Genomic DNA, 14,554 nt, shown 5'->3' on the forward strand with positions numbered 1-14,554 from the left:
CAGAAAGGCACACCATGACCACCACCCCGCTGCGCATCACCGTCTGGGGCGAGAACGTCCACGAGCAGGTCGAGCAGCACGTCGCCGAGCGGTACCCCGACGGCATGCACGGCGCCATCGCCGACGGCATCCGCGAGAACCTCCCGGACGCCGTCGTCCGCACCGCCACGATGCAGGAGCCCGAGCACGGCCTCACCGACGAGGTCCTCGCCCAGACCGACGTCCTCACCTGGTGGGGCCACGCCGCACACCAGGACGTGGACGACGCCGTCGTCGACCGCGTGCACAAGCACGTCCTGTCCGGCATGGGCCTCGTCGTGCTGCACTCCGGCCACTGGTCGAAGATCTTCGGGAAGCTGATGGGCACGACCTGCACGCTCCGGTGGCGCAGCGAGCACGACCAGGAGCTCGTCTGGACCGTGAACCCGCAGCACCCCATCACGCGCGGCGTCCCGAACCCGATCGTCATCCCCGAGCAGGAGATGTACGGCGAGTACTTCGACGTCCCGACCCCCGACGAACTCGTGTTCATCTCGGGCTTCACCGGCGGCGAGGTGTTCCGGAGCGGCATGACCTACCGCCGCGGTCTCGGGAAGATCTTCTACTTCTCCCCCGGCGACCAGGACTTCCCCGTGTACCACCACAAGGACGTCCGACGCGTGATCGCGAACGCCACCGAGTGGGCGCGGCCGGAGCGTGAGCGGGAGATCCCGACACTGCGCCGGTACGACCTCGGCGAGTACTTCGACGGCCAGCACTACCGCGGCCCGTTCGACGACGCACCGGTCGAGGAGCACGAAGGGGCACAGGCATGACCCTCCGCGTCGTGCAGGTCGGCGCCGGCGGCATGGGCCGCGCCTGGCTCGCCACCGTCGCGGCCGACCCGGACGTCGAGCTGGTCGGCATCGTCGACCTCGACCTCGACGCCGCCCGGGCCGGAGCAGCGGTCGCCGGCGACCCGACGATCCCCGTCGGCACCGACCTCACCGCCCTCGCCACCGAGACCGGTGCCGAGGCCGTCCTCGACATCACCGTCCCGGTCGCGCACCACCCCGTCACGCTCGAGGCCCTCCGCGCCGGACTCCCCGTCCTGGGCGAGAAGCCCGCGGCGCAGACGGTCGCCGAGGCGCTGTCGCTCGCGGCCGCCGCCGAGGCCACCGGCAAGCTGTTCATGGTGTCGCAGTCCCGGCGGTACAACGACCACCTCGTCGCCTTCCGGCAGCACGTCCGTGGGCTCGGGGGCGTCGGCGGGCTGAGCACGCGCTTCGCCAAGGCCCCGCACTTCGGCGGCTTCCGCGAGGAGATGGACGACGTCCTCCTGCTCGACATGGCGATCCACGCGTTCGACTCCGCGCGCTACGTGCTCGAGCGGGACCCGGTGTCGGTGTACTGCGAGTCGTGGAACCCGGCGTGGTCCTGGTACCGGGGCGACGCCGCGGCCGCCGCGGTCTTCACGTTCGAGGACGACGTCCGCTACGTGTACGACGGCTCGTGGTGCGCACCGGGTGCCGAGACCTCGTGGAACGGCGACTGGCGCGCCTCCGGACCCGCGGGCACGGCGCTGTGGGACGGCGACCACGACCCGTGGAGCGACCTCGACGGCACGCCGGGCGCACCGGACGCGGCCCCGAGCGTCGGCAACGAGATCGCCGGTGCCCTCGCGTCCTTCGTCCGTGCTGTCCGCTCCGGCGAGCGCCCCGACGGCGAGGTGCACGGCAACGTGATGAGCCTCACGATGGTGGACGCCGCGATCGCGTCCGCCCGCACGGGGCGGCGCATCGTCATCGACGAGGTGCTCGAGCAGGCCCACGCCACGGCGCTCAAGGACGAGCAGGACGAAGCCATCCGGGAGCGGCTCGCGTCGTGGGGTTCGGTGCGCAGCGCGCTCGCGACGGGGTCGCCGGACACGGCCGCGCTCGGCTGAGCGACGCAGGCGGTCCAGGAGGCGCGGTGCGGGTCGCGACGCGACCGTCGCGCCGGGCGCGGTGCGGGTCGGACCCGCACCGCGCCTCCCGTCCGTCCACCGTGCGCACCGGGGGCGACCCGTCACCGTTACGGTGGCCGTGTGCGTGGACAACGGTCGTCGGACACCCCAGCGGCGGGGACCCCGTTGCTGCTCGTCGCGGCCGACCCCCGCCGTCGCACCGGGCGGACGCCGTGGGGCCGGGTCCTCGTCGGTGTCGTCATCGCCGCCCTCGTCGGGGGCGCGGCGGTCGCCACGGCGGGCACGCTCGTCTCGCAGCGCATCGCGGAGGGCTTCGCCGTCCGTGACGCGACGTCGGACACCGCCGCACTGGCGCGGGTCGTCGTCGAACCGGCCCTGGTGGACGCGATCGCCGATCCCGACGCTCCCGAGTCCGAACGGGTCGCAGCGCGCGCACGACTGGCCGACGCGGTCGCCGGCGAGCTGCGGGCGGGCTCCGCGGTCCGGATGAAGCTCTGGGCGGCGGACGGGACGGTCCTGTGGTCCGACGAACCGCGGCTCGTCGGCGAACGGTTCCCGCTGGGCGACGAGGACCTCCAGGCGCTCGACACCGACCGGTCCGACGCCGAGGTGTCCGACCTCACCGAGCCCGAGAACCGCTACGAGCGCGGGCACGGTCCCCTGCTCGAGGCGTACCAGGCCGTCCACACCCCGTCCGGCCGGGCCCTGTTGTTCGAGGCGTACGAGCGGTACGACGACGTGGTCGCCCGGGCCGCCGACCTCCGCGGAGCGTTCGCCGCGCTCGCGTTCGGGACGGTCGCCGTCGTGCTCGCGCTGCTCGTGCCCCTGCTGCTCTGGCTCCTCCTCCGGATCCGGTCCGGGCAGCGCGCTCGGGAGCGCCTGCTCGGTCGTGCGCTCGACGCCGAGGCCGCCGAACGCCGACGGATGGCGGCCGACCTGCACGACGGCCCGGTGCAGGACGTCGCGGGCCTCGCCCTGTCGCTCGGGGCGGACCCCGCCACGACGGACGCCGCGGCCGCGCTCCGTCGGGCGGTGTCCTCGCTCCGCGGCTCGATGTCCGCGATCCGGCCCGCGGCGCCCGAGCGGGACGGCCTCGGTGCGGCGCTCGACGACGTGTGCGCACGGGCACGCGCCGCCGGACTCACCACGAGCGTCCACGTGCCGGAGTCGGTCGACGCATCGCCGGCAGCCCTACTCGCCGTCGTGCGGTTCGTCCGCGAGGCGGTCGCCAACGTCGTGACGCATGCACACGCCTCGGTCGTCGACGTGCAGGTCGGTACCACCGGGCCCGGCCCGAGCGCTGACGCGGCTCCGGGCCGCGGGCTCGTCGTCACCGTGACGGACGACGGTGTCGGGTTCGATGCGACGCGCGCGACGGACCAGGACCGGCCGGGGCACCTCGGCACCACGCTCCTGCGCGAGATCGCCCAGGACACCGGCGGCTCCCTCGAACTCGACACCGAGCCCGGCGCCGGCACCACCTGGCGGCTGACCGTACCGGTCGACACCGAGGCACTGCGGTGAGGGTCCTCGTCGTCGACGACCACGCCCTCGTCCGGAGCGGGCTGGGCGCCGTGCTAGCGGCGACGGACGACTGCGAGGTCGTCGGCGAGGCCGCCACGGGTGAGGAGGGCGTCGCGCTCGCGCGGGAGCTCCACCCGGACGTCGTCGTGATGGACCTGTCGATGCCCGGTGCCGGCGGGGTCGCGGCCACGGCGGCGCTGCGGTCGGCGATGCCCGACGTCCGGGTGCTCGTCCTCACCACCTTCGCCGACGACGGGCGGGTCCGCGCTGCCCTCGCGGCCGGGGCGACCGGGTACCTGCTCAAGGACGCGGCCCCGGACGAGGTCGTCCGCGCCGTCCGCGCAGCAGCCCGCGACGAGACACCGATCGACCCCCGGGTCGCCCGGGCCCTGCTCCCCGGGGGCACGGCGGACACGAGCACCGACGTCCGACTGCCGCCACGCGAACGCGACGTCCTCGTCCGGATCGCCCGGGGCCTGTCGAACCGGCAGATCGCCACCGAACTCGGGATCGCCGAACGCACCGTGAAGGTCCACGCAGGCAGCCTCTTCCGGCGCATCGGGGTGGCCGACCGCACGAGCGCGGCGCTCTGGGGCAGGGACCACGGGTACTAGTACCAAGGTCCGATGGTGCGGTCCCGGTCGGGCGGCGACGATCGGTGTCGAGGGGTACGCACCCCAGCACACCAGGAGGCACACCATGTCCAGCACGCACCAGCGCCACGGACGGCGGATCGGCATCGTCGCCGCGGTCACGGCCGGCGTCGTCGCAGCGGTCGCACTCGCCGGGGTGGCCCCCGCGAACGCATCCGGCAAGACCTCGACCGGCGGCGACTACGCCGTCACCGTCAACGGCACCACCACCAACCCCTCGGTCGGGAAGGACGTCAAGCTCAAGGACGTCGCCGTCTCGGGCACCATCGCGGTCCGCGGCAAGCACAACGGGTTCGACATCCGCATCGCCGACCTCGGCGTGTACGACTACACGCTCACCGGCGCGCCCGACACCCAGCGGATGGTGACGAAGCCCACCGTCGTGTTCGCGTCGAAGGTCCCCTCGCTGACCGCAGCGCAGCTCGCCAGCACGAAGCTGTCCTCGCTCGAGGTCAAGGACGACACCCTCGTCGCGATCTTCGCCACCGGTGCCGGCAAGCTCAAGGTCCAGGCGAAGGACGGCGCGCAAGGCGGCATCTTCCAGATGGAGACCGAGTTCGCCCAGCCGGTGACGTTCACGCACACGCTCGGCGCCGGGCTCTTCTACTTCACCAACCCGTACACGGGAAAGATCAACTTCGGCGACGGCACCCCCGCGGTGGCCTCCGGGAGCGGCGCGCACCAGATGCTGCTCGGCAAGGACAGCCCGCAGGTCGCGACGAAGACCTCGCAGACCGCGACCACGACGACGTGGACCGTCCAGCCCGGCGGGCGCATGGGCGGGGTGCTCGGCGAGGACGCCGTGGAGCTCTCACAGGGTGCGACGAACTGCACGAGCCAGTGCCAGGCGCAGAACCAGGTCCGTGGCTCCCTGCCGGTGCCGCCGGACCCGGTGGACCCGCAGCCGCTGGTGGTCGCGGTCCGCTGACGCGGACGGAGCGCGCGGGAGGCACGGGAGGCGCGGTGCGGGTCGGACCAGCACCGCGCCTCCCGTGCGTGTACCGTCCCACGCAACACCGGGCTGGCGGGCGATCGGGGAACGCGATGCGACAGATCATCGGGACGACACTCATCGTGGCGCTGGCAGCGGCCGCACTGATCGGTGTGGCGCCGCCGGCGAACGCGGCCGGATCGGGCACCATCGCCGTGCAGCTCGCGACGCCGGACGGCACCCCGATCCGGTTGGCGGACGTCGAACTCGCCGCGATCGGCTTCGACGCCGTCGTCGGGACCGCCACCACCGACGTCGACGGCACCGCGACGTTCGCCGGCATCCCCGCCCCGGACACCGTGACGGTCACCACACGGCAACTTCCGCCGCGCGGGACGGAGACCTACGCCCCCGGACTCCGTTCGGACATCGCGGTCCGCGGTGGCACGACGGTCGCGGTGACCGTGCCGCTCGTCCGTGGTGCCACCGTGCAGGGTGGGGTGGTCGGCCCCTCGGGTCCCGCTGCCGGACGGCTGATGTACGCGTGGAACGAGGACACCTCGCAGGTGTTCCGGACGACCTCGGACAGCGCGGGACGGTACTGGTTCCTCGGGTTGAGCACCGGTCAGTACCGCATCGAGGCGTACGCCAGCGGCACGGCTTCGCCCGCCGTGTGGAAGACGCGGGTGTACCAGCAGCGGGGGGCGCTCCCGGCATCGCAGGTGACGCTGTCGCAGCACTACGCGCACAGCGACTACGACCTGGCCGTCTTCGCCAACACGGCGTCCCGCACCCCGTCGCCGCAGCTCAGTGGCGCGAGCGTCGTGGTGACGGAGGCGACGAGCGGGGCGTCGTTCTCGACCCGGTTCTCGACGCTGCTCGACGACGAGCAGACGGCCCAGTTCCAGATCCCCTCCGGGCAGTACGTGGTCGAGCTCCGGACGACGGCGACGACCACGACGCCGTCGCGTGTCCTGTGGCTCGGCCGTCCGGGAGGCGTGTACCGGTACGTGACCGACCGGGCGCAGGCCGTCCCGGTGAGGGTCGTGTTCGGCGGGTTCAACGGGTGGGGTGGAACGGTGCCGGAGGCAGCGTCGCGCTGAGTGCTCGCGCACCGACGGGTGCACCGCGACCGCTACTCGGCGGCGAGTCGCTCGAGCACGCGGCGAGCGGCGGAGGACATCTCGGGGCGGACGCCGAGGCGCTCCAGGTACTCCGACACGGACTGCATCTCGTGCGCCCGTCGCACGGCGTGCTTCCTGCTGCCCGACTCGTACCGCTCGATCTTCGCGTCCGCGTCCCCGGAGAGCTGCGCCGCGATCTGGGCGTGCACCCACTCCTCGCACCCCGCGGCGCGTCCGGCCTCGAGCGCCTCGACGACGACGGTCGCCAGGCTCTTCATGAGCACGCTCCGGAGCAGCTTCCGGGAGGTCGCGGTGCCGGCCGGACCGTCGACGTACTCGACCTCGGAGCCCAGGGAGGTGAGCAGCTCCCCGATGATGTTCGCGGCGCCGCCCGACACGATCGTCTCCGTCGCGGCACCCTTGAGCGGCACCGGTCCGAGGATCGCGACGTCCGCGAAGCGACCTCCGGCTGCGACGATGCCGTCCTCGGCGGCGAGCATGTCCTCCGGCGAGGCGGTCGTGAAGTCCGCGTAGACCGCGCCGGGGCTGATCGCCCCCGCAGCGGTCTCCGCGATCGACCGGCTGAGTGCGGCTCCGGTCAGGACGATCGTCACCTCGCTCGCGGCGACGACCTCCTCGACCGAAGCGAGCCGGTCGACGCCGCTCGGTGCCGGCGTCGGAGCGGGATCGAAACCGCGGACGCGGTGGCCGGCGGCGACGACAGCAGCCGCGTAGATGGCTCCGGCCTCGCCGAGGCCGATGAACCCGACTCGCATGGTGTTCCTCTCCTGCGAGCCGTGGCTCGCGTCCTACCGACCGACCGCCTGCGCGGCCCGACGGATCTCCGGGACCAGTGCCTCCAGTCCCGCTCTGTCGTTGTGTTCTGCCGGTCCGGACGCCGACACGGATCCGATCACGGCTCCGTGCTGGTCGAAGACCGGCGCGCTGACCGCGGCGACGGCGACGTCACGCTCGGCGATGGAGACGTGGAAGCCGTTCCGGTGGATCTCGTCGAGCGACGAGCGCAGCTCCTCCGCGCTCACCGTGCGTCCGTTCCCGTCCGTCGTGTCGCCGTGGTGCGCGAGGATGTCGTCCCGTTCCGCCGGCGAGGTGAACGCGAGGATCGTCTTGCCGGCGCCGACCACCAGCGGCAGCCGTCGACCGACCGGCAACTGGTAGCGGAGGGGATCCCGACCGTCCACCCGCGCGGTCAGGATGCGCTCCTGGCCGGTCCGGACGTAGAGCGACGTGGTCAGGTGTGTCGAGTCGGCGAGCTGCTGGAGCACTGCGCGTGCGCGGGTCGTCAGTGGGTCCCCGACGAGGTAGCCGTGGGCCAGACCGAGCGCCCCCGCTCCGAGCCGGTACTCCCCGCCCTCCTGCTGCACGAGGCCGCGGCGCTGCAGCACCCCGACGATCCGCAGGGCGGTCGCGGCGTGCAAGCCGGTGCCTCGGCTCAGGTCGACCAGACGCAGCGGACGGTCGCTCCGTTCCAGCAGTTCGAGCACGTCGAGCGCGCGTTCGACGCTGCGGACCGTCGGCTGGGTGGTGTGCCCGTCGGTTGCCATGACGCCATTGTGGCGGACCGCCCTGCTGGACCGTCACACGGACCTCGCCGAGGCGACGATCTCGTTCCGGATCCGGGTCTCGTCGGCGTGCTTGGCCTCCGCGCGGTCCAGGACCGCGGCCGCTTCGGCTGCCGGCACCACCGCGACACCGTCCCCGTCGGCGACGATGACGTCTCCGGGGTGGACGACGACACCGCCGATCGCCACCGGGACCCCGACGCGGAAGGGTCCGTTCCGGTAGGGACCGGCTGGTGTGACAGCGCGGGCGAACACCGGGAAGCCGAGTTCCTCGAGGTCGCCGACGTCACGGACGGCGCCGTCGATGACGAGTCCGACGCAGCCCCGTGCGCGGAGACGCTCGGCGATGAGCTCGCCGACCAGGGCTCGGTCGCGGACACCGTGGCCGTTCACCACGAGCACGTCACCGGGACGGAGGGTCTCGATCGCTTCGTGGACGCCGGCGTTGTCGCCACCCGCGACCTCGACCGTCCGGGCGGTGCCGGCGGTCCGCGCTCCGCGCCAGACGGCTCCGATCTCGGCCTCGACGACCCCGAGGCGCTGCATGGCGTCGCCGATGTTCGCGACCGGGAGTGCGCCGAGTCGCTGGACGACGTCCGGGGTCACGGGCTGGTGGGTGTGCTCGGTCATTCGTTCGACTTCCATCCGTGTGCGTAGGCGAGGAGCAGGGTCCAGATCCCGAGGGCGCCGCCGACACCGAACGTCCACGGAGCGAGGACGGAGACGACGCCGGAGACGAGCGCGGCGTTCAGGACCAGGACGCCCACGAGCTGCAGCAGCACCATGACGGTGCCGAGCGCGAGCATCGAGACGAGCAGGACGACGAACACCGTCGTCATGCCGGCGGCGATTCGCTGCCGGGTCGGACCCATCGCGGGTCCCGTGGAGTCTGCCAAGGTGCAGTCCTTCCGATCGGTGGGGCCGGGCTCAGTGCGGGACGGGCAGCCAGCCCGGCCCGATGAGCGCGGCGATGAGCAGGATCGGGATCACGTACAGGACGACCAGCGGGACGAAGGTCTTCACCGGGTTCACCCCCGCGATCCCGGTCGCGATGTAGATGGCCGAGGCCCCGGGCGGTGAGGCACCTTCGGTCGATGCGGCCACCAGCACGACGCACGCGGCGAGCACGGGGTCGACCCCGGCGACGACGAGGACGCTGAAGCCGATCCCGCCGATCGTGGCGATGGTCGCGGTCGAGCTGAGCGGCCCGGCGACCAGCACGACCATGACGGCGACGATGACGCTCATCACCACCGGGGACGCGTCCAGCCCGTTGAGCACGGCGGCGAGCTGGTCCGCGAGTCCGAGTTCGGTCAGCACCGCTCCACCGGCGAAGGCGAAGACGAGCGTCGCCCCGATGTCGCGGTAGCGCGGGGCGGTCTTCGCAACGAAGTCGTACCAGCCGCGGGCACCCTTCGGCAGCTTCTTCCGACCGAGGAGCAGGGCCAGCAGCCCGAGGAGCACGGGGATCCAGACGACGATGCTGATCGTGTCCGCCGCCTCCTCGCCGAGGGCACCGGTCACGAACGCACCGCTCGGACCGAGGGTCACGAAGACCGGGACGAGGATGCCGAGGAACACGAGCAGCGACGTCCACCCGTGTCGGAAGGACTGACGGAAGGGGCGGATGTCCGCAGCCGGGACACGCTGGATGCGGTGCCGACGGACGAAGTACGCGATCACGATGAGGCGCCACAGCACGCACCATGCGGCAGCGACGAACATCGCGGGCAGGAGTTCGCCGACCGTGACGAGCGGCGCGACGGTCGCGGTGCCGATGAGGATGAAGAACGAGGCGCTTGGCGGGATCACCGTGCCGTTGCCGGCGTTCCCCGCCACGACGGTGGCAGCGACCGGTGCGGGCCACTGCGAGCGCTTCATCCACGGGATGGTGACGGTGCCGAGGGTCGCCGCGTTCGCGGATCCGGAGTGCGCCACCGATCCGAACAGCGCCGAGCCGACGGTCGCGACGTACCCGGCGCCGCCGGGGAGCCGGCCGAGCATCGAGTTGAGGATCTCCACCTGCCGGTCGATCACGCCGGTCGACGCCAGCAGGAACCCGATGAACGTGAAGGCCAACGCGGCGAACACGATCTCCTCGTTGAAGGCGTCCTGCAGCCCGACCACGAGCAGCTCGAGGAACCGCGTCCCGCCGAACGCGCAGACGACGAGGAAACCGACGACCATGCCCTCGCCGATCCCACGGCGGAGCGCGACGCTCCAGACCACGATCGTGCCGATGTAGGCGATCAACGCCCAGACGGCCAAACCCATGTGCGACTCACTCTCCGTTGAGGGTCATTTCATCTGATGCAACTTGTTTGCACCTGTTGAAAGAGCAAAGCAGGCCGGAGCGACTGCGTCAAGGGGGCGCGGCCACGGACGGACCGGGCACACCGGAACGGTCTCGTCCGGGCGGTCACCGATGCCGGCCGAGTGGGGTCCCGGCGGAGGACGGTCATCAGCGGCGCGAGCAACGGCCGGGCTGGGGCGCCCGACTGGCTCCCACTACGCCGCAGACAGGCTCCCGTCGGACATCGCCAGGAACGACCTCGCGACCACCCTGCTCGCATGCATCATCGGCACGCGTCGTCCAGCGCCCTCAGACGATCACGGCACTGTCGGTCACCGTCGCGAAGCTGCCGTCGAGGGCGGCCATGAACGCGGCGTGCACGACCGGACCGGCAACGACGGTGTCCCCGTGCCGCAGGTCGGGAGCGGCACAGGCGTCGGACACGACGGTGCACGTGTAGCCGAGCTCGTGCGCGGCCCGCGTGGTCGAGTCGATGCACATGCTGCTCATCATCCCGACGATCACCAGCTCGGTGACCCCTGCATCGTCAAGCATGCCCTGCAGTCCGGTCTCGGTGAAACTGTTCGGATGGTGCTTCTCGAGCACGACCTCGCCGGCGGTGGGTCGGACGGACGGGTGGAACTCCAGCCCCGGCGTCCCGGGCCGGAAGAAGGTGGCCGAGGGGTCCGTGCTGACGTGGAAGACGTGGATCACGAGCTCGCCCGACCTGCGGAACGCGTCGAGGACGGTTCGGGCAGCGGTCGCCGCGGCAACGGGCTCGACGAGTGGGAACGCACCACCGGGGAAGTAGTCGAGCTGGATGTCGACGAGGACGAGAGCACGGGTCATGTCACGAGTATGGCGGCCCGGACTCACGGAACGCGCGGCGGACGCCGCCGCCCTCCGCGGATGAAACGATGGTGATCAAGTCGGACACCACCTCGGACAGCGGTCGAGCAGCGTTGAGCTCGTGCGTGCATCCGGCGCGGAGCAGCGGCTGCACTTCGACGAGATCCGCCTCGATCATCCGACGCTCGAGAGCGGTCTTCCCGTAGGGGTTCGTCGTGCGGCGCGTGACCCGATCGAGCATCACGTCCAGCGGAGCAGTCAAGAGCACGATCGCATCGAACCGCTCGTAGAACTCGGACTGGTTCCGCACGCATCCCTGGACGAACAGCGACCGGTCTTCCGCCGCGTCGAGGAGCCCGGAGATCTTCGCCTCGACCCACATCCACTCGCCCTGGTGCGCTTCGTCGGGTGGGTCAGGCAAGGGGCGGTACTCACGCCATCCCGGGTCGTCGGTGTCCACGGCCCGGTAGCCGTACTTCGCGAGCTCCACCAGCGCGGACGACTTCCCGGTTCCCGACATCCCGGTGATCAGCACCTTCGACACAGCCCCAGCCTAGGACCGGACAGTCTGGCCCACGCGCGAGGAACCTCGAGCGGCTCGCGGCCGGTCAGGGACGGAACACGGCCCTGACACACCCGTCCGTCTTGTCCTTGAACATGGCGTAGCCGCCCGGTCCTTCCTCGAGGGGCATGACGTGGGTGGCGAGGTGCTCGGTGAGGATCTCGTCGTGGGCCATCCGCTCGAGGAGCATGGGGATGTACCGGTGCCCGTGCTGTTGTGCGGAGCGGAGCGTGAGGCCCTTGTTCATCACCGCCCCGAGGGGGAACTTGTCGACGAAGCCCCCGAACACGCCCAGGACGAAGACGCTGCCGCCCTTGCGTGCGGCGAAGATCGCCTCTCGCACGGCTGTGGGCCGGTCGGTCTGCAGTCGCAGTTGCTGCTTCAGCTGGTCGTACGCGAAGTCTGGTCCGTCGCGGTGTGCCTCCATCCCGACCGCCTCGATGCACACGTCGGGACCGCGGCCGCCCGTGAGCTCACGGAGTTCGGCTGTCACCTCGCTCGTCTCGTAGTTCATGGTCTCCGCGCCGATGACCTGCTCCACCTGCGCCAGTCGCTCCGGGAAGCGGTCGATCACGATGACGCGTTCGGCGCCGAGCAGCAGCGAGGCGCGTGCCGCCATCTGTCCGACGCCTCCCGCGCCCCACACCCCGACTGTGTCTCCTGGACGGACGCCGCCGAGCTCCGCTCCCATCCATCCTGTCGGAGCGGCATCAGAGGCGAAGAGCGCCCGCTCGTCGCTCACCCCTTCAGGCACGGTGAACGCGCCCTGGTCGGCGAAGGGCACGCGGATGTACTCGGCATGACTCCCCGCCCACCCGCCCAGTGCATGCGAGTACCCGTAGCAGCCTCCGGGTGCCTGGCCCCAGAGCATCTCGGGTATGCCCGCGTTGGGGTTGCCGTTGTCGCAGAGCGAGTACAGCTCATGGCGGCAGTACCAGCAGTTGCCGCAGCTGATGAACGAGCAGACCACGACACGTTCGCCGACGTCGTGCTTCCTGACCGCCGACCCGATCTCGACGACCTCGCCGAGGAATTCGTGCCCCAGTACGTCGCCTGCCCGCATGGTCGGGACGTATCCGCCGAGGAGGTGGAGGTCGGATCCGCAGGTCGTGCTCAGCGTCACCTTCACGATGATGTCCTGCGCGTTGAGGATCTGAGGGTCTTGCACGTCCTCCACCGCGAGCTCGTTCACTCCGGTCCAGCACAGCGCCTTCACAGCACACCCCCACCCCTGGCCTCGTCTTCCGCGGTGTCGACCGCGCGCCCCAGCAGGGTGCTCGGACGACGTCCGTGCGGCCGTGGGGTCGCACGCAGCACCTCGCCCGTCTCGAAGACCTGCTTGGCATCGCGCAGAGCCTCCCGCAACAGCATGTTCGGGTCACCGTCCACCGGGACCTCGCCGCCGTCCCGGAAGCGAGCGTGCACTTCGAACCCCTTGCCTCCGGACGCAGGCTCGATCCGGATCTCCAGCAGCCCAGCAAGGCGCTGCAACGGCTCGGGGTAGCCACCGCTCTCGAAACGCTCGGCCGAGCCCAGGACGGTGACCGCCTTGCACCCCTGCGGGTGTGTTCCGTCCCCGTCCGACTCCCGTTCCCGCTTCACGAGCGACCGGGCGACGAGGCCCGCCGCGATGCCCGCGACGCCGACACCGACGACCGCGGCCGTTCGACCCGCCATGGTCACGCCGCCTCGCCGGGCTTGAGGACGACCTTCGTCCACCCGGCATCGCGGTTGTCGAAGTGCTCGTAGGCATCCGGCGCCTGAGCGAGCGGCAGCTCGTGGCTCACGATGAACGACGGCTTCGCCTTGCCAGCAGCGATGAGATCGCGGAGCTGACGGTTGTACTTCTTCACGGGCGCCTGCCCGGTCCCCATCGTCTGGCCCTTGAACCAGTGCAGTCCCATGTCGAACGCGATGCGCCCGTGCTTCGCCAGTTCGTCGGGTCCGCCCGGGTCCTGCGGCACGAAGACGCCGACGGTGCCGATCCGTCCGGTGAACCGCACCGACTGGACCAGTCGATTGAGCGTGAGGTTCGGTTGCTCGTCGCCGACGGGGTCGTGCGCTTGGTACCCGACACACTCGCAGCCGTTGTCCGCTCCGAGCCCCATCGTCTGCTCCAGCACGGCTTCCACCGGATCGACCTTCGAGTCATCGATGGGGATCGCACCGATCGACTCAGCCAGGCGGAGGCGGTCCGGATGCCGATCCACCACCATGACCTTGCTCGCACCGCGGATGGTGGCGGACAGAGCAGCCATCAAGCCGACCGGTCCGGCACCGTAGATGACCGTCTGGTCCCCCGGCCCCACCCCAGCCATCTCGGTCGCGTGGTAACCGGTCGGGAAGATGTCGGCGAGCATGACGTAGTCGGCGGACTTCTCCTCCGCGTCCTCGCCCAGGCGGAGGCAGTTGAAGTCGGCCCAGGGGACGCGAAGGAGCTCGGCCTGTCCGCCCGCCCACGGTCCCATGTCCGCGAACCCGTACGCCGCTCCCGCCCACTCCGGCACGGGTTGCGCGGTGAGGCAGTAGTTCGTCAACTCGCGCTCGCAGTTCTTGCAGTGACCGCACGCCACGTTGAAGGGGAGGACCACGTGGTCACCGACCCGTATCTTGTCCACGCCGTCGCCGGCTTCGATCACCTCACCCCTGTTCTCGTGACCGAACCACCGTCCGGTCTCGAAGCTGGTGCGGCCCTCGAACATGTGGAGGTCCGACCCGCAGATGTTCGTCGTCGTGATCCGTACGAGCACGTCGGTGGAGCGCTCGATGCGCGCATCCGGGACGTCTCGCACCGCGACGCTGCGCGGCCCCTCGTACACAACTGCCCTCATGATCGTCTCCTCTGTGCGGATGCCTCGAACACGCGCGGTCCCGTCGACCGCTCGGCAGGGCCATGACACGCCTGGCACCGAGGACACACCATCGGCAGACATGCCCATGCGTCCGGCGGGCTCGGGACGCACCCCCACCGACCGACGGTGGTAGACCGAGGGAAGACGTTTTCGGACAGTTCCGTTCACTCCTGCTGGCGATGGTCCTGAGGTGGTCGAGTCCCGTGTCACGCACCGGTGCGATCGAGCTCGCTGACAT

General features: G+C 71.2%; 16 protein-coding genes. 6 read left to right on the forward strand and 10 right to left on the reverse strand.

Annotated features, from left to right (window positions below):
* Positions 1–14: 14 nt before the first annotated feature.
* From ACEN8D_RS07700 to ACEN8D_RS07725, 6 genes are all read left to right on the forward strand, one after another.
* Positions 15–815, forward strand: coding sequence for a ThuA domain-containing protein (locus ACEN8D_RS07700; RefSeq protein WP_070416827.1), 801 nt, complete (start codon positions 15–17; stop codon positions 813–815).
* Entirely contained in the window at positions 812–1,924 is a 1,113-nt protein-coding gene (locus tag ACEN8D_RS07705; RefSeq protein WP_495601219.1) for a Gfo/Idh/MocA family protein, read from the forward strand. The genes ACEN8D_RS07700 and ACEN8D_RS07705 overlap by 4 nt, the downstream gene beginning before the upstream one ends.
* Before the next feature lie 141 nt (positions 1,925–2,065).
* Positions 2,066–3,469, forward strand: coding sequence for a sensor histidine kinase (locus ACEN8D_RS07710; protein WP_495601220.1), 1,404 nt, complete (start codon positions 2,066–2,068; stop codon positions 3,467–3,469).
* Positions 3,466–4,083 (forward strand): response regulator, encoded by a 618-nt coding sequence (locus tag ACEN8D_RS07715; RefSeq protein WP_309887803.1) that lies wholly within the window; start codon positions 3,466–3,468, stop codon positions 4,081–4,083. Before ACEN8D_RS07710 ends, ACEN8D_RS07715 begins: the two co-directional genes overlap by 4 nt.
* Before the next feature lie 85 nt (positions 4,084–4,168).
* Positions 4,169–5,050: a hypothetical protein gene (locus tag ACEN8D_RS07720; protein ID WP_413400126.1), complete on the forward strand. Its 882-nt coding sequence runs from the start codon at positions 4,169–4,171 to the stop codon at positions 5,048–5,050.
* A 116-nt stretch (positions 5,051–5,166) separates the two neighbouring features.
* On the forward strand, positions 5,167–6,156 hold the full coding sequence (locus ACEN8D_RS07725) for a carboxypeptidase-like regulatory domain-containing protein (protein WP_413399170.1): 990 nt from the start codon (positions 5,167–5,169) through the stop codon (positions 6,154–6,156).
* A 32-nt stretch (positions 6,157–6,188) separates the two neighbouring features.
* Here the strand turns inward: ACEN8D_RS07725 and ACEN8D_RS07730 are convergent, their stop codons facing one another.
* From ACEN8D_RS07730 to ACEN8D_RS07775, 10 genes are all read right to left on the reverse strand, one after another.
* A complete protein-coding gene (locus ACEN8D_RS07730; protein ID WP_413399169.1) occupies positions 6,189–6,953 on the reverse strand; it encodes a DUF1932 domain-containing protein in 765 nt (254 codons plus the stop codon).
* Between the two features lie 33 nt (positions 6,954–6,986).
* Positions 6,987–7,742 carry an IclR family transcriptional regulator gene (locus ACEN8D_RS07735; RefSeq protein ID WP_413399167.1) on the reverse strand — a complete coding sequence of 252 codons (756 nt, stop codon included), beginning with the start codon at positions 7,740–7,742 and terminating at the stop codon, positions 6,987–6,989.
* A gap of 33 nt (positions 7,743–7,775) precedes the next feature.
* Positions 7,776–8,390: an RraA family protein gene (locus ACEN8D_RS07740; protein ID WP_413461453.1), complete on the reverse strand. Its 615-nt coding sequence runs from the start codon at positions 8,388–8,390 to the stop codon at positions 7,776–7,778.
* Positions 8,387–8,656 (reverse strand): hypothetical protein, encoded by a 270-nt coding sequence (locus ACEN8D_RS07745; protein WP_309778779.1) that lies wholly within the window; start codon positions 8,654–8,656, stop codon positions 8,387–8,389. Before ACEN8D_RS07745 ends, ACEN8D_RS07740 begins: the two co-directional genes overlap by 4 nt.
* A gap of 31 nt (positions 8,657–8,687) precedes the next feature.
* Positions 8,688–10,034 carry a TRAP transporter large permease subunit gene (locus tag ACEN8D_RS07750; RefSeq protein WP_309778778.1) on the reverse strand — a complete coding sequence of 449 codons (1,347 nt, stop codon included), beginning with the start codon at positions 10,032–10,034 and terminating at the stop codon, positions 8,688–8,690.
* Positions 10,035–10,362: 328 nt separating this feature from the next.
* Positions 10,363–10,902, reverse strand: coding sequence for a cysteine hydrolase family protein (locus tag ACEN8D_RS07755; protein ID WP_413399165.1), 540 nt, complete (start codon positions 10,900–10,902; stop codon positions 10,363–10,365).
* A gap of 1 nt (position 10,903) precedes the next feature.
* Positions 10,904–11,446 (reverse strand): AAA family ATPase, encoded by a 543-nt coding sequence (locus ACEN8D_RS07760; protein ID WP_413399164.1) that lies wholly within the window; start codon positions 11,444–11,446, stop codon positions 10,904–10,906.
* A gap of 64 nt (positions 11,447–11,510) precedes the next feature.
* The gene (locus tag ACEN8D_RS07765) at positions 11,511–12,641 is read right to left on the reverse strand and encodes a zinc-dependent alcohol dehydrogenase (RefSeq protein ID WP_309887788.1); all 1,131 of its coding nucleotides are present in this window, start codon (positions 12,639–12,641) and stop codon (positions 11,511–11,513) included.
* A 35-nt stretch (positions 12,642–12,676) separates the two neighbouring features.
* Positions 12,677–13,141, reverse strand: coding sequence for a hypothetical protein (locus ACEN8D_RS07770; RefSeq protein WP_413399422.1), 465 nt, complete (start codon positions 13,139–13,141; stop codon positions 12,677–12,679).
* A 2-nt stretch (positions 13,142–13,143) separates the two neighbouring features.
* The gene (locus ACEN8D_RS07775) at positions 13,144–14,295 is read right to left on the reverse strand and encodes a glutathione-independent formaldehyde dehydrogenase (RefSeq protein ID WP_413399423.1); all 1,152 of its coding nucleotides are present in this window, start codon (positions 14,293–14,295) and stop codon (positions 13,144–13,146) included.
* Positions 14,296–14,554: the final 259 nt, after the last annotated feature.

The sequence above is a fragment of the Curtobacterium sp. Curtsp22 genome (genome assembly GCF_059492135.1).

What these genes read in the sequence shown, in the direction of transcription:
- ACEN8D_RS07700 (WP_070416827.1), top strand. Translation starts at nt 15, where the DNA reads ATGACCACCACCCCGCTGCGCATCACCGTCTGGGGCGAGAACGTCCAC.
- ACEN8D_RS07705 (WP_495601219.1), top strand. Translation starts at nt 812, where the DNA reads ATGACCCTCCGCGTCGTGCAGGTCGGCGCCGGCGGCATGGGCCGCGCC.
- ACEN8D_RS07720 (WP_413400126.1), top strand. Translation starts at nt 4,169, where the DNA reads ATGTCCAGCACGCACCAGCGCCACGGACGGCGGATCGGCATCGTCGCC.
- ACEN8D_RS07725 (WP_413399170.1), top strand. Translation starts at nt 5,167, where the DNA reads ATGCGACAGATCATCGGGACGACACTCATCGTGGCGCTGGCAGCGGCC.
- ACEN8D_RS07730 (WP_413399169.1), bottom strand. Translation starts at nt 6,953, where the DNA reads ATGCGAGTCGGGTTCATCGGCCTCGGCGAGGCCGGAGCCATCTACGCG.
- ACEN8D_RS07735 (WP_413399167.1), bottom strand. Translation starts at nt 7,742, where the DNA reads ATGGCAACCGACGGGCACACCACCCAGCCGACGGTCCGCAGCGTCGAA.
- ACEN8D_RS07740 (WP_413461453.1), bottom strand. Translation starts at nt 8,390, where the DNA reads ATGACCGAGCACACCCACCAGCCCGTGACCCCGGACGTCGTCCAGCGA.
- ACEN8D_RS07750 (WP_309778778.1), bottom strand. Translation starts at nt 10,034, where the DNA reads ATGGGTTTGGCCGTCTGGGCGTTGATCGCCTACATCGGCACGATCGTG.
- ACEN8D_RS07755 (WP_413399165.1), bottom strand. Translation starts at nt 10,902, where the DNA reads ATGACCCGTGCTCTCGTCCTCGTCGACATCCAGCTCGACTACTTCCCC.
- ACEN8D_RS07770 (WP_413399422.1), bottom strand. Translation starts at nt 13,141, where the DNA reads ATGGCGGGTCGAACGGCCGCGGTCGTCGGTGTCGGCGTCGCGGGCATC.
- ACEN8D_RS07775 (WP_413399423.1), bottom strand. Translation starts at nt 14,295, where the DNA reads ATGAGGGCAGTTGTGTACGAGGGGCCGCGCAGCGTCGCGGTGCGAGAC.